Source organism: Streptomyces sp. NPDC051207, from assembly GCF_040682395.1.
Taxonomy (GTDB): domain Bacteria; phylum Actinomycetota; class Actinomycetes; order Streptomycetales; family Streptomycetaceae; genus Streptomyces.
Window position 1 is genome coordinate 104,129 of sequence record NZ_JBFBAX010000011.1, and the last position, 25,688, is coordinate 129,816.

General features: G+C 72.7%; 22 protein-coding genes and 1 pseudogene. 16 read left to right on the top strand and 7 right to left on the bottom strand.

The window, feature by feature from the left end; translation table 11 throughout:
• The first annotated feature begins 588 nt into the window (after window positions 1-588).
• A complete protein-coding gene (locus AB0M97_RS13990; RefSeq protein ID WP_365961069.1) occupies window positions 589-1,206 on the top strand; it encodes a TOPRIM nucleotidyl transferase/hydrolase domain-containing protein in 618 nt (205 codons plus the stop codon).
• Between the two features lie 253 nt (window positions 1,207-1,459).
• Window positions 1,460-2,467, top strand: a complete 1,008-nt coding sequence (locus AB0M97_RS13995; protein WP_365961070.1) for a LacI family DNA-binding transcriptional regulator — start codon at window positions 1,460-1,462, stop codon at window positions 2,465-2,467.
• Between the two features lie 59 nt (window positions 2,468-2,526).
• Here the strand turns inward: AB0M97_RS13995 and AB0M97_RS14000 are convergent, their stop codons facing one another.
• On the bottom strand, window positions 2,527-2,739 hold the full coding sequence (locus AB0M97_RS14000) for a hypothetical protein (protein ID WP_365961071.1): 213 nt from the start codon (window positions 2,737-2,739) through the stop codon (window positions 2,527-2,529).
• A 98-nt stretch (window positions 2,740-2,837) separates the two neighbouring features.
• On the opposite strand from AB0M97_RS14000, the gene AB0M97_RS14005 reads away from it, so the two are divergent.
• Window positions 2,838-3,362, top strand: coding sequence for an N-acetyltransferase (locus tag AB0M97_RS14005; protein ID WP_365961072.1), 525 nt, complete (start codon window positions 2,838-2,840; stop codon window positions 3,360-3,362).
• 95 nt (window positions 3,363-3,457) lie between these two features.
• On the opposite strand, the gene AB0M97_RS14010 is transcribed toward AB0M97_RS14005, so the two are convergent.
• Window positions 3,458-4,474, bottom strand: a complete 1,017-nt coding sequence (locus AB0M97_RS14010; protein WP_365961128.1) for a LacI family DNA-binding transcriptional regulator — start codon at window positions 4,472-4,474, stop codon at window positions 3,458-3,460.
• Window positions 4,475-4,632: 158 nt separating this feature from the next.
• Here AB0M97_RS14010 and AB0M97_RS14015 point away from each other — a divergent pair, with 158 nt between their 5' ends.
• Entirely contained in the window at window positions 4,633-5,484 is an 852-nt protein-coding gene (locus AB0M97_RS14015) for a phytanoyl-CoA dioxygenase family protein (protein WP_365961129.1), read from the top strand.
• 67 nt (window positions 5,485-5,551) lie between these two features.
• Here AB0M97_RS14015 and AB0M97_RS14020 read toward each other — a convergent pair whose 3' ends face one another.
• Both AB0M97_RS14020 and AB0M97_RS14025 read right to left on the bottom strand, forming a co-directional pair.
• The gene (locus AB0M97_RS14020; RefSeq protein WP_365961073.1) at window positions 5,552-7,195 is read right to left on the bottom strand and encodes a glycoside hydrolase family 13 protein; all 1,644 of its coding nucleotides are present in this window, start codon (window positions 7,193-7,195) and stop codon (window positions 5,552-5,554) included.
• 83 nt (window positions 7,196-7,278) lie between these two features.
• A pseudogene (locus AB0M97_RS14025) lies at window positions 7,279-7,745 on the bottom strand (GNAT family N-acetyltransferase).
• A 220-nt stretch (window positions 7,746-7,965) separates the two neighbouring features.
• Between AB0M97_RS14025 and AB0M97_RS14030 the strand changes: the two are divergent.
• Window positions 7,966-8,412: an excalibur calcium-binding domain-containing protein gene (locus AB0M97_RS14030; RefSeq protein ID WP_365961074.1), complete on the top strand. Its 447-nt coding sequence runs from the start codon at window positions 7,966-7,968 to the stop codon at window positions 8,410-8,412.
• A 61-nt stretch (window positions 8,413-8,473) separates the two neighbouring features.
• Here AB0M97_RS14030 and AB0M97_RS14035 read toward each other — a convergent pair whose 3' ends face one another.
• Together AB0M97_RS14035 and AB0M97_RS14040 are read right to left on the bottom strand one after the other, a co-directional pair.
• The gene (locus AB0M97_RS14035) at window positions 8,474-9,280 is read right to left on the bottom strand and encodes a tetratricopeptide repeat protein (RefSeq protein WP_365961075.1); all 807 of its coding nucleotides are present in this window, start codon (window positions 9,278-9,280) and stop codon (window positions 8,474-8,476) included.
• Window positions 9,281-9,715: 435 nt separating this feature from the next.
• Window positions 9,716-10,723, bottom strand: coding sequence for a GAF domain-containing protein (locus tag AB0M97_RS14040; RefSeq protein WP_365961076.1), 1,008 nt, complete (start codon window positions 10,721-10,723; stop codon window positions 9,716-9,718).
• Window positions 10,724-11,268: 545 nt separating this feature from the next.
• Here AB0M97_RS14040 and AB0M97_RS14045 point away from each other — a divergent pair.
• The 11 genes from AB0M97_RS14045 to AB0M97_RS14095 all read left to right on the top strand — a co-directional run bounded on the left by AB0M97_RS14045 (window position 11,269) and on the right by AB0M97_RS14095 (window position 24,660).
• Entirely contained in the window at window positions 11,269-13,212 is a 1,944-nt protein-coding gene (locus tag AB0M97_RS14045; RefSeq protein ID WP_365961077.1) for a beta-ketoacyl synthase N-terminal-like domain-containing protein, read from the top strand.
• Window positions 13,209-14,741, top strand: a complete 1,533-nt coding sequence (locus tag AB0M97_RS14050; protein WP_365961078.1) for an amino acid adenylation domain-containing protein — start codon at window positions 13,209-13,211, stop codon at window positions 14,739-14,741. Before AB0M97_RS14045 ends, AB0M97_RS14050 begins: the two co-directional genes overlap by 4 nt.
• A gap of 66 nt (window positions 14,742-14,807) precedes the next feature.
• A complete protein-coding gene (locus AB0M97_RS14055) occupies window positions 14,808-15,992 on the top strand; it encodes an NAD(P)/FAD-dependent oxidoreductase (protein WP_365961079.1) in 1,185 nt (394 codons plus the stop codon).
• Window positions 15,993-16,223: 231 nt separating this feature from the next.
• Entirely contained in the window at window positions 16,224-18,932 is a 2,709-nt protein-coding gene (locus AB0M97_RS14060; protein ID WP_365961080.1) for a nitrate- and nitrite sensing domain-containing protein, read from the top strand.
• Window positions 18,933-18,946: 14 nt separating this feature from the next.
• Window positions 18,947-19,375, top strand: coding sequence for a roadblock/LC7 domain-containing protein (locus tag AB0M97_RS14065; RefSeq protein WP_365961081.1), 429 nt, complete (start codon window positions 18,947-18,949; stop codon window positions 19,373-19,375).
• Complete coding sequence (locus AB0M97_RS14070) at window positions 19,368-19,742, top strand: DUF742 domain-containing protein (RefSeq protein ID WP_365961082.1); 375 nt, start codon at window positions 19,368-19,370, stop codon at window positions 19,740-19,742. Before AB0M97_RS14065 ends, AB0M97_RS14070 begins: the two co-directional genes overlap by 8 nt.
• Window positions 19,723-20,322: an ATP/GTP-binding protein gene (locus AB0M97_RS14075; protein WP_365961083.1), complete on the top strand. Its 600-nt coding sequence runs from the start codon at window positions 19,723-19,725 to the stop codon at window positions 20,320-20,322. The genes AB0M97_RS14070 and AB0M97_RS14075 overlap by 20 nt, the downstream gene beginning before the upstream one ends.
• A gap of 305 nt (window positions 20,323-20,627) precedes the next feature.
• Window positions 20,628-21,317, top strand: a complete 690-nt coding sequence (locus AB0M97_RS14080) for a triacylglycerol lipase (protein WP_365961084.1) — start codon at window positions 20,628-20,630, stop codon at window positions 21,315-21,317.
• Between the two features lie 116 nt (window positions 21,318-21,433).
• Window positions 21,434-21,883 (top strand): spore-associated protein, encoded by a 450-nt coding sequence (locus AB0M97_RS14085; protein ID WP_365961085.1) that lies wholly within the window; start codon window positions 21,434-21,436, stop codon window positions 21,881-21,883.
• Between the two features lie 247 nt (window positions 21,884-22,130).
• Window positions 22,131-23,453, top strand: coding sequence for an MFS transporter (locus AB0M97_RS14090; protein ID WP_365961130.1), 1,323 nt, complete (start codon window positions 22,131-22,133; stop codon window positions 23,451-23,453).
• Window positions 23,454-23,484: 31 nt separating this feature from the next.
• Window positions 23,485-24,660, top strand: coding sequence for an anhydro-N-acetylmuramic acid kinase (locus AB0M97_RS14095; RefSeq protein WP_365961087.1), 1,176 nt, complete (start codon window positions 23,485-23,487; stop codon window positions 24,658-24,660).
• Window positions 24,661-24,791: 131 nt separating this feature from the next.
• Here AB0M97_RS14095 and AB0M97_RS14100 read toward each other — a convergent pair whose 3' ends face one another.
• Window positions 24,792-25,679 carry an endonuclease/exonuclease/phosphatase family protein gene (locus AB0M97_RS14100; RefSeq protein WP_365961089.1) on the bottom strand — a complete coding sequence of 296 codons (888 nt, stop codon included), beginning with the start codon at window positions 25,677-25,679 and terminating at the stop codon, window positions 24,792-24,794.
• Window positions 25,680-25,688: the final 9 nt, after the last annotated feature.

Sequence of the window (25,688 nt, forward strand, 5' to 3'; positions counted from 1 at the left end):
GCGGGTTCTGCGGGGCCGTACGCCGGTCTGCTCGCGCTCCGGTCATTCCGCGGCCCGATCCGGACAGAGCCGTACGGATTGGACTGCATGGGGTCGGACCGGGGTAACGCCCCGGGAATGGCGCATACTTCGTCCTCCTCCCCCTCCACCGACGGGAACGACGCCCGGCTCGGCGCGGGTGCGGGCCTCAAGGGTCCCAGGACCGGCCGTGACCGTGCCGCCGCCGGGCTCTGAGGTCGGCTCGGTCGGTAGGGGTGCTGTGGTGCGTCGGTGGTTCGGTCGGGAGCTGTGATGCGTCCGTGGTGCGGCCGGGAGCTGTGTCGCGTCCGTGGTGCGGCCGGGGACCGTGCGACATCCGCTGCTCGGTCGGAACTGCGGTGGACCGCTGCTCGTTGCTCGTGCGAGAGCGGCCCGCGAGGCGTGCGCGGGCCGCTCGCACACGGGCGGACGAGTGTCCGTCGAGGGTGTGGACGTCGCCGTAGATGGGGTCTCGCTCCGTGCCGCCTTGAGGCCCGGCTGCTCACCGCCGACCCGCCCGCCGTCGTAAATTGCCTCGCGCCGTGGCCGGAGCGGGCCGAGACTCCTGTCATGGATGACATGGGGGCGTTCCGGGACGCGGTCACCGCGTGGGCGACGGGTGGCCCGGGCGGCGCCGCGCACGAACTGGCCGCGCGACTGTCCGTCCGGGTGGCGGTCCTGCTCGAAGGGCTGAGTGACGTGGCGGCGGTCAACGCGCTGGCCGAGCGCCGCGGCCGGAACCTGGCGGCGGAAGGGGTCTGCGTCCTGTCCATCGGCGGTGCGATGAGCGTCGGACGCTACGCCCCGCTCCTCGGTGCGCCCGGCCTCGGCCTGCGCCTCACGGGCCTGTGCGACGAGGCGGAGCACCCCTACTATGCCCGTGGTTTCGAACGGGCCGGTGCGGCCCAGCACGACATCTTCGTCTGCGCGGCGGACCTGGAGGACGAACTGATCCGCGCGCTGGGCGTGACGCGGGTGGAGGAACTCGTCCGGGCGGAGGGCGACCTGCGCCCGTTGCAGACCTTCCTGCGCCAGCCCGCACAGCAGGGCCGCGCCCCGCAGCAGCAGTTCAGGCGCTTCCTCGGGACGAAGAAGGGGCGCAAGATCCAGTACGGTCGTGTCCTCGTCGAGGCGCTCGACCCCGAGCGCGTTCCGGCCCCACTCGACGGTCTGCTCTCCAGCCTTTGACCGCTGGGCGGCGCGCCGGTTCCGACGGTGGCGGGCGAGCCGTCGGGAGGAGCCGACGCCTTCCCTATGACCGCCGATATCGAACGGATATCCGCCACCGCCACCGGCGAAGGCCCGAAAGACGGTGAAAGCCCTTGCCGTGCAGAGGGCGGGCACCGTATAACGATGAATTCCGTCGGGCCTCACACCGAAATCGCTCCTGTTCTGGAGCGGGCTGGGAAATCGGGCCCTGTCCGGGTGCGAAAGGAGCATCGTGCGGGTGAGCCTCAAGGACGTCGCACTGCACGCGGGCGTCTCCATAAAGACCGTCTCCAACGTGGTCAACGGCTACCAGCACGTCGCTCCGGCCATGCGGGAGCGCGTGCAGCGGTCCATCGACGAGCTGGGTTACCAGCCCAACCTGACGGCTCGTCACCTGCGCAAGGGCCGTACCGGAATCGTCGCGCTGGCCCTGCCGGAACTGGGCAACCCGTACTTCGCCGAACTCGCGGCCGAGGTCATCGACGCCGCGGCCCGGCACGACTACACGGTGCTAATGGACCACACCCGCGGCCGGCGCGACCAGGAACTGCTGGTCAGCCAGGGCTTCCGCAGCCAGGTCATCGACGGTCTCATCCTCAGCCCCATCGAACTGTCGACGGAGGACCTCAGGGAGCGCGGCGAACACGTCCCGCTGGTGCTGCTTGGCGAGCGCGAGTACGACCTGCCCTACGACCACATCGCCGTCGACAACGTGGCCGCCGCGCGGGAAGCGGTACGCCACCTGCTCGCCCTGGGGCGGCGCCGCATCGCCTTTCTCGGCGCGCGGCGCGGACACAGCCAGCCCGCCCATCTGCGGTTGCAGGGCTGGCGGGAGGAGCTGGACGCCGCCGGGGTCGTCGCGGACGAGCGGCTGGTGGCCGTCACCGACGGCTGGGGGCATGCCGACGGCGCGGCCGCCATGGCCCGCCTGCTGGACACCGGTCACCGCCCGGACGCGGTGTTCGCCTACAACGACCTGATCGCCCTCGGCGCCATGCGCGTCCTGTCCGAGCGGGGTCTGCGCATCCCGGAGGACGTGGCCGTCGTCGGCTTCGACGACGTGGTGGAGGGCCGGTACGGGACCGTGACGCTCACCTCCGTCTCCCCGGACAAGGCGTCCATCGCCCGGACCGCGGTGGAATCGGTGCTGTGCCGCCTGCACGGCGGGGCGCCCGAGCCTCGCCGCGTCCACGCGCCCTACACCTTGGTGTGCCGCGAGAGCACCCTCGGACGCCGCTGACCGAGATCAATTCGGCAAGGCCCTGCCCTGTGGCGCAGGCCCGGCGGCAAGCGCATTCGTCAGCGTCTTCCTTTCGCTGCCCATTTCAGTGAGTTGACGAAGGGATTCGCCGTAGGCACGGTGGACTTGGTTTTTCGCCACAGATCGTCCACCACAATCTTTTCCGTGGGCGCGGTGATGGCGCTGTCCTCGTCGGCACTCGCGCTGAACCTGAGATACGGGCCGCTGCCCGCGTACACGTGCCGGCCGAACCGCGTGGCGGGGCCGGCCACGGGCGCTCCCGCCCGTGGCCGGCCCGGAGCCGTCTCCGCCGCCCGCACTCCGCGCAAATCGTGTTGCCCGGCGGGGAGTCGCGCATCATGCTCTCCCCATGGAACCCACGGCAGCCAAGGCATCCGACGTTGAACCGAGCAAGCGCGTGTCCCCCTGGCGGGTGCGCCCGTACCGGCCGGAGGACTGGGACGCCATCGCCCGCGTTCACGATCTGGCCCGGCTGGACGAACTGCGGCAGTCGGTCGGCACCGAGGCCTTTCTGACGCTGGCGGAGACCTTCGAGGAGGAAGGCCTTTTCGACGGCGAGGTGTGGGTCGCGGAGGACGGCCTCGCGGAACCGGTGGTCGTCGGGTTCGTCGCCCTGGCGGACGGCGAGATCACCTGGCTGTACGTGGACCCAACCCGTTATGGTCAGGGAATCGGGACAACGCTGCTGCGCCACGCCCTCGACCGTGGCGGCCCGGAAGTGGAGACCACGGTCCTGGACGGCAACGACCGTGCCCTCGCGCTCTACCGACGCGAGGGATTCGTCATCGTCGAGACCAAGCAGGGCAAGCTCGCGGGCAATGAGGCGTTCCCGGCCACGGGGCACATCATGAAATGGCACGCTCCTCCGACGTGAGGCAGAGGCCGCTGAGTCGGCGTGCTGATGACATGCGAGCCGTCAGGTACCGGGTGCTCGTTGCGCATGGCGCGGGCGCCGCGAGTCGCCTCGTCTCAGGGGGATGCGGTCGTGCTTCCCCGGATCTCCAAGCGGTGTGGCACCACGACGTCGAGTGGTGGTACCTCCGCCGCGGGGCTGTAGATGCGGTCCGCCAGGCATTGCAGGGCCCGTTCGGCGATGTGGCGTTTGTCGGGGACCACGGTTGTCAGGGGTGGGTTGGAGTAGCGCGCGTCCTCGACGTCGTCGAAGCCGGCCACGGCGATGTCGTGCGGGATGCGCAGGCCGCTTTCCCAGGCGACGTGCAGGGCGCCCAGGGCGAGTTCGTCGCTGAACGCGAAGACGGCGTCCGGGCGTGCGTCGGACTTCAGCAGGTCGGTCATCGCCTGCGCCCCGTCCCGTCGGTGCAGGGCGGCGACCGGCTTTTCCAGGGCGGGGTCGGGCGTCAGGCCCGCGCGTCGCAGGGCGTTGTGGTAGCCGTGCAGCCGCTGGCGGGCCGTGCCGTTGTGCAGGTGCGGCTGGAGGCCGATCGCGGCGATCCGCCGGCGGCCCGTCTCGATCAGGTGGGTCGTCGCCTGGTCGGCGGCGAGGACGTTGTCCACGGCCACGCGGTCGGCGGCGCCGTTCGGGTCCTGCTCGCCCAGCAGGACGACGGGTACGTCGCGGGCCCGGACGGCCAGTTCCTGCGGGCTCACGGACCATGGACTGATGATCAGGCCGTCCACCAGGCGCCCGCCGCTGTCCTCCAGCAGCCTGCGCTCCGCCTCCGGGTCGCCGAAGGTCTGGTCGATGACGACGGTCCAGGAGCGCTGCTGTGCGGCGTCGACGAGGAGGCCGGCGAGTTCCGAGAAGTAGGGCGAGTGCAGCTCGGGAACGGCCAGGCCGATGAGCCCGGTGCGGCCCGCGCGGAGGTTGCGCGCGGCGAGGTTCGGGCGGTACCCCAGCTGGTCGAGGGCGGCCTGGACCCGGGCCCGGGTCTCCTCGGCCACGGCCGCCGAGCCGCTGACGACGTTGGACACCGTGCGTACCGAGACGCCGGCCACGGCGGCGACATCCTTCAGGCGGCTCCTCACGGTGGTCATTTTCGCACGGTGCACCGGTCCCCCGAAAGATCATGACGACCGGCTCCCGTTGCGCGAGGGCGGCGACAGAGTTCTGGCACGGCCCTGTTGCAACGTTGCAATCATCGATGCACCATGAGAACTCCATCACCGAGGCCGGGAGGGACACCATGGGGCCGCACGTGTTCGCGGGGGTCAGCGCGAGTGAGCTGGACGTCGATGTCACTGCGGAGGTGTCCACCCTGTACGAGGACGGCATCACCGCTGTGAAGGGCGCCTTCCCGGTGCCGTGGGTGGACCGACTCCGGGAGGACGTCGAGGCCGCGTTCGAGGAGGCACTGTCCCGTCCCGGCGGTGCGGTAGGGCGCGGGCCGAACCGCTACTACGTCGAGATCCACCCCGAGCAGGTCAGGGGGTTCACCGAGCTGGTCGACCACCCTTGGGTGCGGTCCGTGTGCACCGCGGTCCTCGGGCCCGACTACCGCGTCGTGGAGCTGGGCTTCGACGTCCCGCTGGCGGGAGCCGTCAACCAGCCGTGGCACCGGGACTTCCCGATCCCCGAGGAGACCCGCCGCGAGCGGCGCCTGACGTCGCTCGCGTTCAACCTGACGACCGTCGACACCACACCGGACATGGGGCCCTTCGAGATCGCGCCGGGCACCCAGTGGGACGACGGCCCCGACTTCGAGCACGGCATGTTCCCACCCCGCTCGCGTTACGGCCGCTACCAGGAGCGGGCGGTACGCACGTATCCGCGGCGCGGCGACATCTCCGCCCGGTCGGCTCTGACCATCCACCGGGGTACGGCCAACGAGTCCTCCACGTCCCGCCCGGTGCTCGTGCTCGGCGTGGACGGGCCCGAGGCGACCAACGGCGAGCGGCACGACATGGCCGTCACCCACGCCTGCTGGGAGACGCTGCCCGAGCGGGTGCGCCGGCACCTCGACTGCGCGGTGGTGCAGGAGCTGACCCCGGTGACGCAGAAGCACACCATCGAGGGACTGGTGATGGGGGACGCCTGAGCCCCCTGACCCCCGACTCCCGGAACGGGGTGCCGCAGCTGGGCGGGGCGGGCACCCCGTCGGGTCGTTACCGCGTGAGCCAGGCCGCCTGGTCCGGGGCCAGTAGGCCGTGCTCGACGGGGCCGCTGGACAGGAGGACGGAGGTGTGCGCGGGCAAGGGGTGGGGCTCGGGCGAGAGGTTGACCGTGCAGGCGAAGCCCGGCTCGCGGGTGAACGTGAGCACCCCGTCGGGGGCGTCCAGCCAGGTCAGGGTCGAGTCGCCGAGGGCGGGATGGGCGCGGCGGACGCGCAGGGCCGCGCGGTACAGCTCCAGCATCGACGTGCCGTCGCCGGTCTGTGCCGCCACGCTGCGCCCGGCCCAGTCGGCGGGCTGCGGCAGCCAGGGGGCGGCGGTGGCGCCGTCGGGGCTGAAGCCGTAGGGCGCCTCCTGCCCGGACCACGGGATGGGGACGCGGCAGCCGTCGCGGCCGCGGTCGGTGTGGCCGGAGCGTTCCCAGATGGGGTCCTGGAGCACGGCCTCGGGCAGGTCCTCGACCTGGGGCAGGCCGAGTTCCTCGCCCTGGTAGATGTAGGCGCCGCCGGGCAGGGCGAGCATGAGGAGGGCGGCGGCGCGGGCGCGGCGGGTGCCCAGGTCCAGGTCGACGGGGCCCTCGGGGCGGTAGGGCTCGTTGGCGACCCAGCGCCGGGCGGCCCTGCGGCCGTAGCGGCTCACATGGCGTACGACGTCGTGGTTGGACAGGACCCAGGTGGCGGGGGCGCCGACCGCGCCGAGCATGGCGAGGGAGTTGTCGATGACCGCGCGCAGGTCCTTGGGGTCCCAGCTCGACATGAGGAAGTCGAAGTTGAACGCGGTGTGCAGGCCGTCGGGGCGGACGTAGGCGGCGAGCCGTTCGGGGGTCTCCGCCCATGCCTCGGCGACGAAGGTGCGGTCGCCGGGGAACTCGTCGGCCACCCTGCGCCAGGCGCGGTAGATGTCGTGCACCTCGTCGCGGTCCCAGTGCGGGTGCTCGACGTACCGCCGGGGCCGCCCGTCGTCCGGGTTCCGGCGCGGCGGCAGGTCGGGAAGCTCGGGGTGCTTGGCCAGACCGTGGGCGACATCGATGCGGAATCCGTCGACGCCCCGGCTGAACCAGAAGCGGATGATGTCCTCGAACTCCGCCCGCACGTCGGGGTGCTGCCAGTTGAGGTCGGGCTGCTGGGGTGCGAACAGGTGCAGGTACCACTCGCCGTCCGGCAGCCGCGTCCAAGCGGGGCCGCCGAAGGTGGACACCCAGTCGTTGGGCGGCTCGGCGCCGCCGGGGCCCCGACCGGGCCGGAAGACGTACCGTTCGCGCTCGGGACTGCCCGGTCCGGCCGCCACCGCCGCCCGGAACCAGGCGTGCTGGTCGGAGGTGTGGTTGGGCACGATGTCGGGGATGACGCGGAGGCCGTGCCGGTGCGCTTCCTCGATGAGCTGCTCCGCCTCGGCGAGGGTGCCGAACAGCGGGTCGATGTCGCGGAAGTCGGCGACGTCGTAACCGTGGTCCGCCATCGGCGACTTGTACCAGGGGTTGATCCAGATGGCGTCGACCCCGAGGTCCTTCAGGTACGGCAGGCGGGAGCGGATGCCGGCGATGTCGCCGACACCGTCGCCGTTGCCGTCGGCGAAGCTGCGGATGTAGACCTGGTAGATGACGGCGCTGCGCCACCAGGGTGCGGAGGTGTCGGACATGTGACTGCGGTGCTCCTTCGGTCGGAGGGTGTCGAGGCGGGGCGGTTACCGGCGGGCATCCGCCCGGCTGACGGCCGGCCGTCTCAGCCGCGCAGGTGCAGCTCGCCGACTGTCCGGCCCCCGCTGGTCTCCCCCGTCGGACGGAATCCAAGCCTGAGGCAGAAGCCCTCGGGGCCCGCGCCCGGATGCCAGGTGGTGATCAGGCGGGTGCCGCCGCGGCGGCGGCTCTCGGCGGCGACGGACTCCACGGCGCAGCGCCCGTGGCCCCGGCCCTGCTCGCCGTCCGCGATGCCGAGCCGCCACAGACCCGAACGGAGGTCGGTTCCGGTGCCCGCCCTTCCAGTCGATGTCGAAGAAGGCCAAGGGAAGCGACGGGCCGGTCACCGGTGACGACGAGGCGGGGCCAGGCGACACCGTGATGGACGTACGCCTCGGCCGGCGACGTCACGACCGGCGGCACCAGGTGCTCCTGACCGGGCCGGACCCGCAGGCCGATCGCCGCGTCGAAGCTGGCCGGGGTGATCTCTCTCAGCGCGAGTGCGGTCGTCATGCAAGGGCCTCACTTCGCATCGCGGCGGCACTGGTCGGCCTGGTGAGGATATGGCGGTGCACGTGCGGCACGCCGTTGACCGCGCGCCCCGGCCGACGACCGGGCCCGGCAGCCCTCGGCAGCCCTTCACCGCGGCGAAGCAGCGAGTCTTCATCAATCCATCACATCTTGTTCACCGGTCATCTACTCTTGGCGCTCTCACGATTCACCAGGGGGCGAGATGACCCATCCGTACGTGACGCCGGACCGGCCGGCGCCGAAGTGGGCGCGCAAGCGCTACGTGCTGCCCGCTCTCGGCCTCGTCTTCTTCCTCGGCATCGGAGCCGGCGCGGCCGACTCGCAGCCGACGGACGACGCGCAGCCGGCCGCGGCGAAGGCGCAACCCACCGCGACCGTCACCGCCACCGCCACCACGACCGCGGAGCCCGAGCCCGCGCCCACGGAGACCGTGAAGGTCAAGGTCAAAGTCACGAAGACGGTCACCGCCGAGCCGGCCTCCGACGCCGGCGCCGACGACAGCACCGGCGGCAGCGACGGAGGCAGCGTCTCCTACGACAACTGCGCCGCGGCACGGGCCGCAGGAGCCGCCCCCGTCCACCGGGGCGATCCCGGCTACGGCCGTCATCTCGACCGCGACGGCGACGGAACCGGCTGCGACTGGGGATGACGGACACGGCCCGCCGTGACGGGAGGAGCGCGACGCGCCTGCGGCAGCCGTGCCGGACCCGTCACCCGGCGACCGCCTCACGGTCCCGGCGGAAGCGCACGGTGTACGGGTGCTCCGCCCCCAGGGCCACCGTGCTGACGTCCACCACCGTCTGTATCAGCGCCCGGGCCTGACCCGTACGGCCGGCGGCGCACAGGACCAGCGCCAGGTCGGCCTGCGCCCTGAGGGTGTCCGGGTGTTCGGCGCCCTGGTGCCGCCGCCGTACGGCGATCACCTCACGGGCGGCGGTCTCCGCCTCCGCCAGCCTGCCCGCCGCACGCAGGATCCCCGCCAGGAGGTGGCGTGCGGCCCAGCTGTCGCAGTGCCCGGGGCCGAGCACCCGGTCGATGTCCCGCAGTGCGGCGCGTACGACGGGCTCGGCCTCGTAGGGCCTGGTGAGGGACAGCGCGCGGCCCAGGCTGAGACGTGCGGTCAGTGCCGCGGGGTGGTCGGCGCCGAGGGCTCGCAGGGCGTGGTTGACGGCCGTGCGGGCGAGTTCGTAGGCCTGCGCCGACCGGCGCTGCTCACCGACGTTGTCGGCCAGCCGGGCCATCGTCGTCAGCGTGGCGGGATGGTCCGGGCCCAGGAGGGACTTCTGCCCCTCCAGGGCGTGCTGCAACTGGACCTCGCCGAGCGTGTGGCGGGTGAGCCCCTGCAACGCGAGCGCGTAGTCGGCACGGGCCTGCAGGGTGTCGGCGTCCTCGGTGTCCGGACCGACGGGCGGGCGGCCCAGGACCTGTGCGTACAGCCGCACCGACGCGGCGAAGTCGCCCTCGCGAAGGGCTCGTCGGGCCTGTCGGACGACGTCGTCCGTGGTGGGCGCGGTCATCGAGGCTGGTCCTCCACGCGTGATCGAGTCCGGGGCGGGCGAACCCGCCCCTCTCTGCGGGCGTCGCGGTCCCTGGCGCATCGCCTGTGACATCCCCCGCGGCCGTCGCGGTCGGCGGTGCGGGCAGGGCACGGCGGTCGGCGCGCGGTGGTCGGCAGTCGGCGGAGGGCGCGTCCCGGCCGGCGAGCGCAGCGCCGTCGGAGGCACAGCTCCACCACCACGGCAGCCGCCCGGACATCGGCCCCCGGCCCCGCCCCCGGCGACCGCCCCTGCGTCCCACCGCTTCACGCCATTCCCGGGCCTGCCGCCGTTCGTACGCTCCGCACCGTCCTCGCCCTCCGCAGCGCCCTGCCACCGCGATGTGCGAAGCGACCGCCACCGAAGCGCCGGACCCCGGCGCGAGCCCAGGCACCCCCCCACCCACGGCCACGGCACTCAGTCGGACAACGGTCCCCCGCCCAGCCGCTCGAACTGCTGCTGCACATTCGCCGCGAAGGCCTGCGGCTCCGCGCCGCCGTAGCTCTGGCCCGTGGTGTTCATGGCCACCGTGAGCACGCCCTTGAACGGCGCGCCGGGCGAGGTGCGCACGGGCGTGCACAGGAAGCTGAACTCCTGCGGCATCGGGGCGTCGCACGTCCTGAGCGCCACCTGCGGCACCGTGGTGGGACGGCCCGTGCTGAGCGCGTCGTCCATCGCCTTGAAGACGCCGACCGCGTCGAGGCCGGGCAGCACCTGCCGCCCCGGGCTGAACTGCCGGACCATGCCGAAGGCCTGGCCCTGCCTGCCGTTGGCGTAGCGCAGCAGGTGCTCGGGGCCCTCGGTGAGCATGATGGGGAACGGAGCCCCGTCGAAGACGGCGAACAGCTCCTGCTGTTGCGCGAGCAGGCTGTCGCGCAGCCGGAACTCCGAGAGCAGGGTCTCCGTCAGCTCGTGCATGCCCTGCCGCAGTTGGCGGTCCCAGGTGCGGGGCTTGAAGTCCGCGACGCACACGGTGCCGAGGATCATGCCGGTGTTGTCGCGCAGCGGGGTGCCCAGGTAGGACCGCACTCCCAGGTCGTTGACCAGGGGGTTGCCCTTGAAGCGCGGGTAGTCGAAGACGTCTTCCAGGGCGAGCTGGGTCCGCTGGGCGACGACGTGGGGGCAGAAGCCGTAGTCGCCCGGCGCCTCGCGGGCGAGGTTGCTCAGGTCGAACGGGATTCCGCCACCGGCGGGGTCCGCGGCCTCGTCGGGGGAGGACGTCGGCACGTACATTCCGCGGAACATCTGCCGCTCGTCATTGATGAAGTTGACCATGGCCAACGGAGCATGGGTGAAACTGGCCGCGAGGCGCGCAATACGGTCAAAGGTGGCTTCCGCTTCCACCGCATTGAGGCCGAGAATCCTCAGCCGCAGCGTCCTCTGTTCGCCGGCGAGACGATCGTGTTCGGATGACAGGGATTCCATGAGGTCCGATCAAAGCAGAGAATCGGCCTCGATGGGCCACCCCTCTCGGTCATTCCCTGCTCTCCTGTCACACCCTCAACACTTGGGCTGCCAGGATGACTTGCCCTGGGGTGGCGGTCCGGGGTGTCCTCCGGGGGCGGCCGACAGGTGGCCATTCTGGAAGTCTGTCCAAGTTTTTCGATGTTTGAACCACCAGCGATCACTTCCCGTCATTTCTCGGTTGACGCAGAACAGAAACGATTTTGCGCCCGACAATCGTGCGATGGGCTTGTTTTCGACACCGGCGCCTCCCGATCAACGTGACAGACGACACTCGAACGCATCTTCGAGTTCGGGGCGCCGGAGGCCCCGTCGGTGGTCCTTACGTACGGTCCCACCGCTTTCCTGAAGGCCGCGCCCTCCCCCGAGGGGTGACGGCCGTGTCTGGCCCGTTCTCAGTGGCCACCGCGTCAAGAGTCCCGCCGGAAGCGGGAGCTACGTTGGAGCAAGGTCAACAACGCCATAACGTACGGACAGTGGCGATCGCATGGAACGGAGTGCTCTCAATGAACAGGTCCGACGTGGACGCTCGGTCGGTGGCGGTGATCGGCATGGCCTGCCGGCTGCCCGGTGCGTCCGGACCCGACGAACTGTGGGCCCTGCTGCGCGCGGGCGTGGACGCCACCAGCGAGACGCCCGGTGACCGGTACGACGTGGACGCCCTGCACGCCCCCGAGCCCACTCAGGGACGGATAGCCGGCCGCCGCGGCGGCTACGTCGAGGGCGTCGCCGACTTCGACGCCGAGTTCTTCGCCATGTCCCCCACCGAGGCCGCCGAACTCGACCCGCAGCAGCGTCTGCTGCTGATGACGGCTTGGGACGCGCTCGAGGACGCCGGCCAGCGCCCCGACCTGCTGGCGGGCACCCGGACCGGGGTGTTCGTCGGGAATGCCCGGGCCGACTACCTCGAAGTCGCCCTGCGGCGCGGCCAGGAGTCCGTGACGGCCGCGAGCCTCAACAACTTCCGTTCGCTGCTGCCCGCCCGGCTGTCCCACTTCTTCGACTTCCGCGGCCCGAGCGTCGTGGTGGACACGGCCTGCTCGTCGTCGCTGGTCGCCGTGCACCAGGCCGTGCAGAGCCTGCGGGCCGGGGAGAGCCCGCTGGCCCTGGCCGCCGGGGTGAACATCCCGCTGCGCCCGGACGAGAGCCTCGTCCTCAGCCACGCCGGCGCCATGGCGCGCGACGGGCGCTCCAAGTTCGGCGACGCGAGCGCGGACGGATACGCCCCGAGCGACGCCGTGGCGGTCGTGGTGCTCAAGCCGCTGGCCGCCGCGCTGGCCGACGGCGACCGCATCCGCGCCGTCATCCAGGGCAGTGCCGTCGGCAACGACGGCCGCACCAGCGACACGGTCCTCAACCCCTCGCTCCAGGGCCAGCTCGACGTGCTCCGCTGGGCCTACGAGGACGCCGGGGTGAACCCCGCCGACGTCGACTACGTCGAGGCGCACGGCTCCGGTTCGCCCGCTCTCGACCCGCTGGAACTGACCGCGCTGGGCCGGGTGCTCGGCGCGGGCCGCCCCGCCGACCGGCCGCTGCTGGTCGGTTCGGTCAAGACCAACATCGGGCACGCCGAGGCCGGCGGCGGCATGGCCGGTCTGATCAAGGCGGTGCTGTGCCTGGAGCACGGCGAGGTGCCGGCCAGCCTGCATCTGGAGAGACCCCACCCCGGCGTCGACTGGGACGGGCTGCCGATCGCCGTGCCGCGCGAGCTCACGCCGCTGCCCGACCGGGGCAGACCGGCCGTCGCCGGCATCTGCGGGCAGGGCTCCTCGGCCCTCAACGCCCACGTGGTCCTGCGGCAGGCCCGCGTCCCGTCCGCCCCGGCCCGCCCCGCGGCGGACGGCACACCGTATGTCCTGGCGCTCTCCGCGCACAGCGCCGCCGCCCTCGAGGCGCTGACCCGGTCGTACGTGGAGTGGCTGTGCCCCGACGGCGGCGGGGCGTCGTACGCGGTGCGCGACATCTGCTACAGCGCCCTCGCCCGGCGCGGGCACCACGCGCACCGCACGGCCGTCGTCGGCGGCAGCCACGCGGAGCTGGCGGCGGCGCTCACCGGCGCCCCGCAGCCGAAGGGGCGCCCCCTGTCGGCCGTCGCCGACCGCTACCGCGACGGTGAGGACGTCGACTGGACGGCCGTGTTCGGCGCGCCCGGGACCTTCGTGCCGCTGCCGCCGTACCCGTGGCAGACCCGCCGGTACTGGCCCGGCGAGGAGCACGACGACGGCAGCGGCGACCTCGCGGCCTGGGTGCTGCGCGAGCACGCGCGCACCCGCTTCGACGACACCTCCTCCCTCACCGACATCGGCATCGACTCGCTGGCGAAGCTGCGGATCGTGGTGGAGCTGGCCAAACGGTGCGACCAAGAGGTCGACCCGGAGGGCTTCGGCCGGCTGCGCACGGTCGGCGAGCTGCGGCAGTGGACGCGCGAACTGCAGACGGCCGGCCGATGAGCGCACCGCGCACCGCCTACGACTGGTTCGCCCGCTCGGCCGCCGCGCATCCCGGCGAGACGGCCCTGGAGGTCGCCGGGACACAGCTGACCTACGGTCAGTTGCTCGGCCTCGCGGAACGGCTCGCCGCCCGCCTGGCCGGCCCGGCCGGCGGCGCCCCCCGGCGGGTGGGGCTGCTCGCGGCCCGCTCGGTGACCGCGTACGCCGGATACCTGGCGATCCTGCGGGCCGGCGCGGCCGTCGTGCCGCTCAACCCCGAGCATCCCGCCTCGCGCACCGCCCAGATCGCCGCCGCGGCCGGCCTCGACCTGGTCCTGGCCGAGGAGCCCGGCGCCGCGGCGGACCTCGGCGTGCCCGTGGAGGCGGCCGGGCCCGCGGACCTGGCCGCGCTCGCCGACGGGCCCGCGCCCGACGTGCCGCACCGGCAGGCGGGCCCGGACGACCTCGCGTACATCATCTTCACGTCCGGTTCGACCGGCGTTCCCAAGGGCGTGCCGATCCGGCACCGCAATCTGTGCGCCTATCTGGAGCAGGTCGCCGGCCGGTACGGCATCGGGCCGGGCAGCCGTCTGTCGCAGACGTTCGAGCTGACCTTCGACGGCTCCGTCCACGACCTGTTCGTCGCCTGGGCGGGCGGCGGCACGCTCGTGGTGCCCGACCGCGGCCAGCTGCTGTCCCCGGTGAAGACCGTCAACAGCCTGCGGCTGACCCACTGGTTCTCCGTGCCGTCGCTCATCTCCTTCGCCTCCCGCCTCGGCACCCTCACGCCGGGCAGCATGCCGACGCTGCGCTGGAGCGTGTTCGGCGGCGAGCCGCTGACCCTGGAAGCGGCCCGCGAGTGGCGCACGGCCGCCACGCACAGCCATCTGGAAGTCCTCTACGGCCCCACCGAACTGACCATCTCCTGCACCGCCTACCGCTTCCCCGACGACCCGGCCGACTGGCCGCGCACGCCCAACGGCACAGCGCCGATCGGGACCTGCTACCCGGCCCTCGACCTGCTGCTGCTCGACGAGGAGGGCCGGCCGGGCGACAGCGGCGAACTGTGCGTGCGCGGCGCGCTGCGGTTCTCCGGCTACCTGGACGAGGCGCACAACGCGGGGCGCTTCCTCACCGACGACCTGCGGCCCGCCGACGGCGGCCCGCCTCCGGAACGGCACTGGTACCGGACCGGGGACCGGGTCACCGTCCGGGACGGTCGTCTCGTGCACCTGGGGCGCACCGATCACCAGGTCAAGATCCGCGGTCACCGCGTCGAGCTGGGTGAGATCGAGGCCGCGCTGCGGCAGCAGCCCGGGGTGCGCGACGCGGTCGCCGTCACCGTGCCCGCCGCGGACGGCGAGCCGGAACTCCTGGCGGCCGTCAGCGGCTCCGGCTGCGACCCCGACCGGCTGTACGCGGCACTGGGCGGCCGGCTGCCGCCGTACATGATGCCCCGCCGGATCGCCGCCCTGGAGCGGCTGCCGCTCAACCCCAATGGCAAAATCGACCGCCGTGCGCTGCTCACCGAACTCGGCCACGCCCGCTGACCGTCCGCGTCCGCCGGCCCTCCCCCACACGTCCTGACTCATCCACGTCTGTTGTGAGGCATTCGCATGTACGACGCCATCGTGGTGGGGGCGCGCTGCGCCGGCGCGTCAACCGCCCTGCTGCTGTCCCGCGCGGGGTACCGGGTCCTCCTGGTCGACAAGGGGACGTACGGCTCCGACGTCCTGTCGACGCATCTGATCCACCAGCCCGGTGTCGCGGCGCTCGCCCGCTGGGGGCTGCTGGACCGGGTGCGCGCCTCGGGGTGCCCGCCGCTGACGCACACGGTGTACGAGGTCGCCGACATCCGCCTCGAGGGATGCGCCCGGGGGGTGGGGGGACACCGCGAGGGGTTCGCCCCGCGGCGCCGTTTCCTGGACGCCCTGCTGGTCGACGCGGCGGTCGCGGCGGGCACCGAGTTCCGTGAGCGCTGCCGGGTGACCGGCCTGCTGCGGGACGGCACCGGACGGGTCGTCGGTGTCGAGGCCAGGCACGGCGGGCGGACCTTCACCGAACGCGCGCGCCTGGTGATCGGCGCGGACGGCATGCGCTCCGAGGTCGCCCGCCTGGCGGCGGCCCCGTACACCGTGCGCGACCCGCTGCTGACGTGCGCGTACTACACGTACTGGCAGGACGTGCCCGCCTGCCTGGAGTTGTACGAGCGGCCCGGTGGCTGGGTCGCCGCCGTGCCCACCAACGACGGGGCGACCCTCGTCCTGGCCTACTTCCCGCAGTCCCGCTTCGACGAGGTCCGCACCGACGCGCACCGCGCCTACCAGGAGCAGATCCGCCGCACCGCGCCCGCCCTGGGCGAGCGGCTGATCGGCAGGCAGCCGGTGGAGCGCCTGCGCGGCACCGGCGACCAGCAGAACTTCTTCCGCCGGGCCGCCGGCCCCGGCTGGGTCCTGGTCGGCGACGCCGGGCACCACAAGGACTCCATCACCGCTCGCGGGATCAGCGACGCCTTCTGGCAGGTGGAGACCCTGGCACGAGGGCTGGAGGGCACGCTCGGCGGCGATCCCGTACGCCTGGACGCGGCGCTCGCCCGGTTCGCCGAGGAGCGGGACGGCCGTCTCACCCCGGGCTACGAGGCCACCCTGGGCGTCGCCCGGCTCGACCCGCACGAGCAGCGCCTGTCCCTGCTGCGGGCCGTGCAGTCGGACCCCGAACTCACCGCGATCTACTTCGACATGGTGGCCGGGATCGCCTCCGCCGAAGCCCTGTACACCCCCCGGTTGCTCGCCCTGCTGTGACCCGCCGCCGCACCGGACGGTAACGGGCAACAGCCCCATGAGGACGCGAAATTCTCAACTCCCCTGGTCATCCATGCAAGTTGATCCGACTTGAGGTGACGCTGCGCGACGCTCCTGATAACGTGCAGCTCGCGCGATGTTCGATCACGGTGGGCCACCGGGCCACTGCGCGGGGAAGGTCGGCGCTGCGCACCCAAGACACCGGTGTATCGCTGCTGCACGAGGAATCAGATGCCAGGCACCCGCGACCGGCGGCCACGTCACCGCTCCGCTCCTCGCAGAACTCTGCGACCCTCGTTCGTCGTCCCGTTCCTCGTCCCCGCGGTCTGCCTGGGCGGGCTGTGGGGCTATACGGCGGCCACCCTCGTGGACGAGCAGATCCGGCTGCACGCGGACGCCGACCACATATCGGCCGCCCGCCCGGTGCAGGAGGTGCTGTCGCGGCTGCAGGACGAGCGACGGCTCACCGCGCTGTGGCAGACCGGGCGTACCGCCTCCGCCCGCGAGGACCTCAACGCGGCCCGGGAGAAGACCGACGCGGCCGTCGCACGGTTCCGCCGCGGCACGTCCGCGCTGGACACGGCGGCCCTGCGGTCGGAGACGCGGGCGCTCGACGTCGCGCTGGAGGCGCTGACGGAGCACCGCCGGGCCATCGACTCCCGGGCCGTCCCGGCCGGGGACGCCTTCGCGTACTTCACCGACGCCGTCTCCCAGGGCCTGCCCCGGCTGGCCTCGGCCCTGCACAGCGAGGACGGGGAACTCGACCGGGGCGGCGACGCCGTGATCGCCCTGGCGCAGATCACGGAGATGCTCGCCCGTGAGGACGCCCTCCTCGCCGGCGCCCTGCCCGGCGGCCGGCTCAGCGCCACGGACCGGGCCCGCTTCGCGCAGTACCTGGCCGTCCAGCGGACGGTCCGGGCGCGGCTGAGCACGCAGGACCTGCCCGGGGACGCGGCCGGGACGTACCAGCGGATCATCGGGGGCTCCCAGTGGGGCACGGTGACCGCCGTGGAGCAGGCCGTCAGCGGCGGCAAGGGCACCTCCCTGCCGGATCAGGCCTCGTCCTGGCCGACCGCCGCCGAAAGCGTGGTCGGCGGCTTCCAGGATCTGGGCAGCGACTCCCTGGACGGCCTGTCCGGCCAGGCCGCCGACCGCTCCGACGAGCTGATGCTGGCCACGCTGCTGGGCACGGCGGTCACGCTCGCGGCCCTGGCCGGCGGGGCGCTGCTGGCGCTGCGCGCCCGCCGCTCCACGGCCGGCCGGCTTGCCGAGATCCGGTCCAGCACCCAGCAGCTGGCGGCGACCAGGCTGCCCGACATCCTGGCCCGGACCGCGCGCGGCGAGCAGGTCGACCCGGCCGTGCTCGGCCGGCCGCAGCAGCAGCCGGCCGACGAGTTCGGGCAGCTGTCCGCGGCCATCGACCAGCTGGTGCAGGTCGCCGCGGACTCCACGCTGCAGCAGTCCCGGGGCCGCGAGGGCACCGAGAAGGTCGTCGCGCAGCTCATCCGCCGCGCCCAGATCCTGATCCACCGTCTGATCTCGCTGCTGGACGACCTCGAGCGCAAGCACGAGGACTCGGACCTGCTCAAGGACATCTTCCGGGTCGACCACCTGGCCACCCGTGTGCGCCGGCACACCGAGAACCTGATGATCCTCAGCGGCGCCGCGCCCAACCGCCGCATGACGCCGCCCGTCCCGATCACCGACCTGATGCGCAGCGCGGTGTCGGAGACCGAGCAGTACACCCGGGTCAGGGTGCGGAACACGCCTGCGGACCGGCGGCTGGCGCTCAGCGGCAGGGCCGTCGCCGACGTGACGCACCTGCTCGCGGAGCTGATCGAGAACGGCACCAGTTTCTCCCCGCCGCACACCCAGGTGACCGTCAGCGCGCAGCGCGTCGGCAAGGGCCTGGCCCTGCACGTCGAGGACCAGGGTCTCGGCATGCAGCCGGAGCAGCGCGAGCGCGCCAACGAACTGCTGGCCCGGCCGCCGAAGGTCGACATGACGGCGCTGGGCGAGGACCCGCGCCTCGGACTCTTCGTGGTGGCGCGGCTCGCCGAACGGCACGGCATCAAGGTCGCCCTGCGCGAGTCCGACTACGGCGGAACCCTCGCCGTGGTGATCGTGCCCGTCGGCCTGCTGGAAGAGGTCTCCTCGCCGGTTCTGGACCAGCTCGAGTCGTCCGTCACCGTCGGCCGTCCCCTCCAGGGCCGGACGGACGCCCCGCCCGCGGACAGCCTGGCCGCCGGGCGCGAGGAGGCCTTCGCGGGAAGCCCGGCCGGGGGCCCGCCCGCCGGCGACGTCATCACTCACACGCGGCTGTCGGACAGCAGCGGTTTCCCCGAGTACGGAGGTGCTGGCCTGTTGCCCCCACCGTCGGACCACCCCGCACCACCGGCACCGGAACCCGCCGAGGGGGCCGCGCACCGGTCGATGCCTTCCTCTCCCGCCCAGCGCGATCCGCGGACGGAGCGTCAGGCGCCGCCCTCGCGGGAAGCCTCGTCCGCGGCCGGGCAGCCGGGTCTGCCGCGCCGCGACAGGGGGGCCGCGCGGCCCCGCCCCGCGTCCTCCGGGCAAGGACCCGCCGTTCCCTCCGGGCAGGGGCTGACCCCCTCCGGTCCGGCTCCCGCGCGGGACACCTCCCCGCCGCGGGCGGCTGCCCCGTCCCCGGTGCCGGACCGGCCCCGTCCGCTGACCACGCCCTCGGTCCTGCCGCAGCGGGTCAAGGGAGCCAGCCTGGCGCAGCAGCTGCGCAAGGAGGCGACGCAGGGCACCGACCGGCAGGAGGACGACGAGACCATCTCCCCGGCCGCGTCGGCGCGCGCGATGAGCGCCATCCACCAAGGGCTGAAGCGGGCCTGGACAGCCCAGGACGACGAGCCGCCCGGTGACCGCGGGCGGCGGGACGATTCGGCAGGACCCAGTGCCCACGAACTGTGAGGAACGCATTCGCAATGACTGAGCAGGTACACACCGGACCTCAACTGGACTGGCTCCTTGACGCCCTGGTGGACCGGATTCCGGAGATCCGCTGCGCTATCGTGCTCACCGGGGACGGCCTCCTCATCGGCAAGTCCAAGGACATGCTCCGCGACGACGCCGAGCACCTGTCCGCCGTGGCCTCGGGTGTGCACAGCCTCGCCCGCGGTGCCGCGCGCCACTTCCACAGCGGGTGGGTCCAGCAGACCGTCATCCAGATGGAGAAGGCGTTCCTCTTCGTCACCGCGGCGGGCAAGGGCGCACGGCTGGCCGCGCTCGCCTCGCAGGAGGTGGACGTCGGGATGATGGCGTACGAGATGGGCACACTCGTCAAACAGGTGGGCCAATATCTGTCGGCGGCACCTCGGGTGCAGTCCCCTGACGGCTCCGTCCACGATGCGTGAACCGCGGTGGCGCGACGGCCCGGAGGCCGGGCGCTACCTCCGGCCCTACGCCATCACGGGCGGCCGTACCCGCCACAGCCAGCACGCGTTCACACTGATCACACTCGTCGTCGCGCGGTCCGAGCAGGAATCCGACCCCGGTCATCTGGAGCCGGAGGCGGCGCAGATCATGGATCTGTGCCGGGATCGTGCCCTGGCGCTCGCCGAGATCGCCGCCTTCCTCGATCTGCCCATCAGCGTGGTGAAGGTCCTGTGCGGGGACCTGCTCGACGCCGAGCTGATCCTGGTCCAGTCACCGCCCGGGCGGGAGAGCCAGCCGAGCGTGGAACTCATCGAAAGGGTGATGGATGGTATCCGTCAACTCTGAGCCGGTCATGCCGACCGCGCTGAAAATTCTCATCGCGGGCGGCTTCGGCGTGGGCAAGACCACGATGGTGGGCTCGGTGAGTGAGGTCCCTCCGCTGGAGACGGAGGAGCGGATGACGGAGGCGAGCCTCGGCATAGACGACCTGTCGGGTGTGGAGGGCAAGTCGTCGACCACGGTGGCGATGGACTTCGGCCGCATCACGATCGCGCCCGACCTGGTGCTCTATCTGTTCGGCACCCCGGGTCAGGACCGTTTCTGGTTCATGTGGGACGACCTGGCCGTGGGGGCCCTCGGCGCGGTCGTCCTCGCCGACACCCGGCGGCTGGAGACGTCGTTCGCGTCCATCGACTTCTTCGAGGAGCGGGGCATCCCGTTCGCCGTGGGCGTCAACTGCTTCCACGGCCGCCGGGACTGCTCGGCCGAACAAGTGCGCTCGGCGCTGGCCCTCGACCCGGCCACCCCGGTCGTCCTGTGCGACGTCCGTGACCGGTACTCCAGCAAACAGGTCCTGCTGGCCGTCCTGCAGGCGGCCCGCGCGCGTGCCGCCACCCGCCACACGCCCGTCGGGCTGGGCCGCTGACGGCCACTCACGCCACTGACACACCTGACGCACCTGACGCCATTGACCGTGTGATCGCTGTCCGGACCGGGTGCGGGCCTGCCGAACGGGCCCCGCACCCGGTCCGCAACCGCGCCTTGCCGTGTCGCGTTCTGCCGTGTACTGAGGCGTCAGGCTTGCGGAGGGACGGGGGAGAAACCCGGCGCACGGCTCTTGACCCACCGTACCTACTGGTCAGTACGCTCGGTCCGCCCCCCACGACACCGGTGTCCTCCCCCGCCGCGAAGCGCTGTCGTGCGCTTTGCCCACCCCCTTGAGGTGTCCGCGTGAAGAGATCCCTCGTGACCGCCACCGTCGCCGTTGCCGGTGCGCTTCTCGCCGTTCAGGTGTCGGTTCCCGCCCAGGCGTCGGCCGGCTCCGGCTTCACCACCGGCAGCCATCCCGTCCTGTTCGTGCACGGCTACAACGGTGACGGCAGCAACTGGAACACCATGGCCGACCGTTTCAGGGCCGATGGCTGGCCGTCTTCCCACCTGCGCCAATGGACGTACGACTCACGCCAGTCGAACGCCACCACCGCACAGCAGCTGGCCGCCGAGGTCGACCGCCTCCTGGCCGCCACCGGCGCGAGCGCGGTCGACATCGTCACCCACTCCATGGGCGGGCTCTCCTCCCGCCACTACCTGAAGAACCTCGGCGGCACCTCCAAGGTCGACGCCTGGGTGTCGCTGGGCGGCCCGAACCACGGCACCGACACCGCCCACAGCTGCTTCGACACGTCCTGCACCGAGATGCGCCCCGGCTCCGCCTTCCTCACCGCGCTCAACTCCGGTGACGAGACGCCGGGTTCCCCCCGCTACGCCACCTGGTGGTCGCCCTGCGACACGGTGATCAACCCGGACAGCTCGGTCGCCCTGTCCGGTGCGGTCAACACCAAGACCGCCTGCCTCGGCCACATGGCCCTGCTCACCGACGCGACGGTGTACGCCCAGACCCGCGACACGATCAACCGCTGAAGCCCGCGCACCCCCCCCCCGCCCGGCGAACCTGACGGACAGGGCACAACCATGTGGACGCCCTGCGGGTCACACCAGGCAGGAGCAACCAACTCCGCGCCTTACAAGGGGGAAAAATGCGCTTCACCCACTCCGCCATGGCCACCGCCGCGTTAGCGGCCCTGTCGCTCGGAACGGTGACGGCCCTGGCCGCGCCCGCCTCGGCCGCGCCCAACACCACGCCGCAGAAGGTCTGCGGCAGCGGCTACACGACCGTGAACTCGGCGGCCGTCGGCTCGCTGGGCACCGTCTACCTGACGTACAACTCCGCCACCGGCAAGAACTGCGTCGCCACGATCCGCAACAACCCGGGCACGGCCATGGACATGTCCACCTGGATCTACGTCGTCGACACCGAGGAGAACGACGGCGACTGGGGCGAGTACACCTCGTACGCGGGCCCGGCCTACGTCTACGGCAAGGGCCACTGCGTCGACTGGGGCGGTCACATCGGCAACGTGCACGTGTCGGTGTCCGGCTCCAACTGCGGCTCGCTCAAGGAACACCGGGTCACCTACACCCGCTGACCACCGCTTCCGCGCGGCCCTCGTGCCACAGGCCGCGCGGGCGCCGTAGTGGTCCCGCTCGCCCTGGCAGAACACGCATGGCCGCCAGGGCGAGCACCCATGTGCGGGGCCCTCGGCCGGCTGCCGACCGGGCGGCCGACGGCGGGGTGAAAGTTATTGACAGGCCACTTGCCTCTGATGAAACTAACCTCCACCCATGGGGAACACTCCCGTCCGCATGGCATCCCCGACGGTGGAGGGGCGCCGCATGACCCCGCATCTGCGACACCGGGCCGAAGAGACCGGCACACCGCCACGCTCCCGCAGAGCACTGGTGGCGGGGTCCGTGGGCAACTTCATCGAGTGGTACGAGTTCGGCGTCTACGGGTATTTCGCCACCATCATCGCCGCCAACTTCTTCACCCCCGACGGCGGCAGCGACGCCGAGGCGCTCGTCAAGACGTACGCGTCCTTCGCGCTCGCCTTCTTCTTCCGCCCGATCGGCGCCGCCGTCTTCGGACGCCTGGGCGACCGGATCGGACGGCGCCCCACGCTGATCTTGGTCATCCTGCTGATGACCGGCGCCACCACGCTGATCGGCCTGCTGCCGACGTACGCGACACTGGGGGCGGCGGCGCCCTGGCTGCTCACGCTGCTGCGCATCCTGCAAGGCCTGTCCGCCGGAGGGGAGTTCGGCGGCGCCGTCTCGATCATGACGGAGTTCGCCCCGCCGGGCAGGCGCGGGCTGTACGGGGCCTGGCAGTCCTTCACGGTGGCGCTCGGGCTGCTCGCCGGAGCGGGCATCGCGGCCGTACTGGCCGGCGTGCTGAGCGAACCCCGGTTGAACGACTGGGGCTGGCGGCTGCCGTTCCTGCTGACCCTGCCGCTGGGTCTGGTCGCCCTGTGGCTGCGACTGAAGCTGGAGGAGACCCCGTCCTTCCGGCGCACCCGGACCGCGCCCCCGGACGGGGGCCCCGCGCAGGCCGCCCCCGCGCGTGAGGTGGCGAAGGCCATCGCGCTCGGTGCCGGGCGGCTCATGGGCTGGTCCGCGGCGGGCTACACCTTCCTGGTCGTCCTGCCGTCCTACCTCCAGAGCACCCTCGACGCCACCTTCCAGCAGGCGCTCGTCGCCACGGTGCTGGCCAACCTGGGCTTCGCGGCCTCCATCATCCCGGCGGGCGCACTCAGCGACCGGATCGGGCGGCGTGCGGTGATGACGGCGGGGGCGGTGCTGGTGGTCGTCCTCGCGTTCCCGCTGCTGAACCTGTTGCAGGACCCGGACGCCTCGACGGCCGCCCAGAGCCTCGCCGTGTTCACCGCGGGCGCGGTCGTCGGCCTGATGGCGGGACCCGGGCCCGCCATGCTCGCCGAGATGTTCCCGACCCGGGCCCGCTACACCGGTCTCGGCCTGGCGTACGCGCTGGCCAACGCGGTCTTCTCCGGGTGCGCGGGCCTGATCATCACCGAGGTGATCCAGCGGACCGGCAACATCGACATCCCCGCGTACTACGTGGTCGTCACCTGCGCCGTCAGCACGCTCGCTCTGCTCACCCTGCGCGGCGACGACCACCGCCGGGCGCTGCGCGACTGACCGCCCGGCCGGCCGGGAGAGAGGTGTGAGGATGCGGGTCATCGGGCTGATGTCGGGCACGTCCCACGACGCGGTCGACGCCGCCGCGGCCGACCTGGAACTCCGGGGAGACACCCTGCTGTTCACCCCTCTGGGCGGGGTGAGTTCCCCCTACCCGGAGGAGCTGCGGGCCGGCCTGACCGCCGCGCTGCCGCCCGCCCCGGTCACCATGAGGGACGTGTGCCGCCTGGACACCCGGATCGGCCAGGCCTTCGCCGCGGTGGCCGTCCGCGCCGACCGGGAGCTGTGCGACGGGCGCGCCGACCTCGTCACCTCGCACGGCCAGACCGTCTACCACTGGGTCGAGCACGGCCGGGTGCACGGCACGCTGCAGATCGGCTCGCCCGCCTGGATCGCCGAGGCCACCGGCTGCCCCGTGGTGTCCGACCTGCGGACCCGGGACGTCGCGGCGGGCGGCCAGGGCGCGCCCCTGGTGAGCCTCTTCGACGCCCTGTGGCTCAACGGCAGGCCGGGCGTGCCCGCCGCCCTGAACCTCGGTGGCATCGCCAACCTCACGGTGGCCGCCGGGCCGGGTGACCCGGTCGCCTTCGACACCGGCCCCGCCAACGCCCTCGTGGACGCGGCCGTGCACGCCCTCACCGACGGCCGCCTGGACTACGACCGTGACGGGGCGCTGGCCGCCCGGGGCAGGGTCGACGCCGCGCTGCTGCGACGGCTGCTCGACGAGCCGTACTACGCGAAACCGCCGCCGAAGACGACCGGCAAGGAACTCTTCAACTGGCCCTACCTGCGAGCCGCGTTGGTTGGCCGCGGCCCGCTGACGACCGAGGACGTCGTGGCCACCGTGACCCGGCTCACCGCCCGTACGGTCGCCGACGCGGTCCGCTCGGCCGGGGCGAGCGAGGTCGTCGCCTCGGGCGGCGGAACCCGCAACCCGACCCTCATGGCGATGCTCCGCGACGCCCTGGGCGGCATCCCGCTGCGGACCTCCGACGACCTCGGACTGCCGTGGGCGGCCAAGGAGGCCTACGCCTTCGCCGTGTTGGGGTTCCTGACGGTCCACGGGCTCGCGGGGACGCTTCCCGCGTGCACCGGCGCCCGCCACCCCGGCGTGCTCGGCTCGATCACGCCCGGCCGCCGGCCGCTGCGACTGCCGGAACCGGCCGCGGCCCCGCCCGTGCGTCTGCGCACGGTGCCCGGCTCATAGCCGGGGGTTGCCGGAAGCGACGGGTGACGGACCCGTGGGGTACGTCGGGAAGCGCCTCGCTCGCCGCGTTGCCTGGCGGGCGGGCACGGTCCCGGTCGAACCCCGGCCCCGCACCCGCCCTCTGCCGCCGTTCAGCTGCCGCGCTGGTGGAGTTCCAGGTCCGCCACCACGGGGCGGTGGTCGGAGGCGTCGGTCGCCACCGTGCGGGCCCCGGCCACGGTGATGCCGGGCGAGACGGTGACGAAGTCGATGCGCTTGACGGGCCTGATCGCCGGGTACGTCCCTCCGCCGTCGGGGGCGGCGTCGCGCAGTTCCGCCCACAGCGGCGCCAGCTCCGGGGCCGCCGCTTCCGCGTTGAAGTCGCCGACCAGGATCTTCGGCCCGTGGTCGGCGGCGAGGATCCGGAGCATGTCCGCCACCTGGGCCTCGCGGACCGACGGGTTGGCCCGGTAGTCCAGGTGCGTGACGTACACGTGGGCGTGCGAGCCCTTGACGTTGACCGTCACCTCGGCGAAGCCGGGCGCCGGGGCGGGGGCCGAGCCGGGCGTCTGGGTGGACAGCCGGGTGATCTCGTGGTTCTCGGCCTCCAGCACCGGGTAGCGGCTCAGCACCGCCACGCCGAACCGCCTGCGCTCCCCGCCCGGCGCGGCCGGGTCCATGTCGTAGATCGGCGCGAAGAACACCCGCATGTCCAGCTTCTCGGCCAGCGCCCGCGCCTCGTCCACGAACTCGCTGCGGGGGCCCCAGTGCACGTCGACCTCCTGGAGCCCGATCACGTCGGCGTCCAGGTCCCGCACGGCCCGCGCCGTGCGGTCGAGGTCGAACACCCCGTCCTCCCCGGCCCCGGCGTGGATGTTGTAGGTCGCCACGCGCAGCGGCACCGCCGGGGCGTGCGCCCCGGGGACGCCGGCGCCCGCGGCGGTCGCCGGGGCCGCCGCGGCGAGCACCGCGGCGGCGAGCAGAACGGCGGCGGCACGGCCGCGGCGGACGGGACGCCGGAATCGGAATCTGGGCTTCATGCCTTCTCC

Coding starts and splice junctions, on each gene's coding strand:
- AB0M97_RS14100 (WP_365961089.1), bottom strand. CDS start 25,679: ATGAAGCCCAGATTCCGATTCCGGCGTCCCGTCCGCCGCGGCCGTGCC.
- AB0M97_RS14090 (WP_365961130.1), top strand. CDS start 22,131: ATGACCCCGCATCTGCGACACCGGGCCGAAGAGACCGGCACACCGCCA.
- AB0M97_RS14005 (WP_365961072.1), top strand. CDS start 2,838: ATGGAACCCACGGCAGCCAAGGCATCCGACGTTGAACCGAGCAAGCGC.
- AB0M97_RS14085 (WP_365961085.1), top strand. CDS start 21,434: ATGCGCTTCACCCACTCCGCCATGGCCACCGCCGCGTTAGCGGCCCTG.
- AB0M97_RS14020 (WP_365961073.1), bottom strand. CDS start 7,195: ATGTCCGACACCTCCGCACCCTGGTGGCGCAGCGCCGTCATCTACCAG.
- AB0M97_RS14030 (WP_365961074.1), top strand. CDS start 7,966: ATGACCCATCCGTACGTGACGCCGGACCGGCCGGCGCCGAAGTGGGCG.
- AB0M97_RS14075 (WP_365961083.1), top strand. CDS start 19,723: ATGGTATCCGTCAACTCTGAGCCGGTCATGCCGACCGCGCTGAAAATT.
- AB0M97_RS14045 (WP_365961077.1), top strand. CDS start 11,269: ATGAACAGGTCCGACGTGGACGCTCGGTCGGTGGCGGTGATCGGCATG.
- AB0M97_RS14055 (WP_365961079.1), top strand. CDS start 14,808: ATGTACGACGCCATCGTGGTGGGGGCGCGCTGCGCCGGCGCGTCAACC.
- AB0M97_RS14060 (WP_365961080.1), top strand. CDS start 16,224: ATGCCAGGCACCCGCGACCGGCGGCCACGTCACCGCTCCGCTCCTCGC.
- AB0M97_RS14070 (WP_365961082.1), top strand. CDS start 19,368: ATGCGTGAACCGCGGTGGCGCGACGGCCCGGAGGCCGGGCGCTACCTC.
- AB0M97_RS14050 (WP_365961078.1), top strand. CDS start 13,209: ATGAGCGCACCGCGCACCGCCTACGACTGGTTCGCCCGCTCGGCCGCC.
- AB0M97_RS14065 (WP_365961081.1), top strand. CDS start 18,947: ATGACTGAGCAGGTACACACCGGACCTCAACTGGACTGGCTCCTTGAC.
- AB0M97_RS14095 (WP_365961087.1), top strand. CDS start 23,485: ATGCGGGTCATCGGGCTGATGTCGGGCACGTCCCACGACGCGGTCGAC.
- AB0M97_RS14040 (WP_365961076.1), bottom strand. CDS start 10,723: ATGGAATCCCTGTCATCCGAACACGATCGTCTCGCCGGCGAACAGAGG.
- AB0M97_RS13990 (WP_365961069.1), top strand. CDS start 589: ATGGATGACATGGGGGCGTTCCGGGACGCGGTCACCGCGTGGGCGACG.
- AB0M97_RS14015 (WP_365961129.1), top strand. CDS start 4,633: ATGGGGCCGCACGTGTTCGCGGGGGTCAGCGCGAGTGAGCTGGACGTC.
- AB0M97_RS14035 (WP_365961075.1), bottom strand. CDS start 9,280: ATGACCGCGCCCACCACGGACGACGTCGTCCGACAGGCCCGACGAGCC.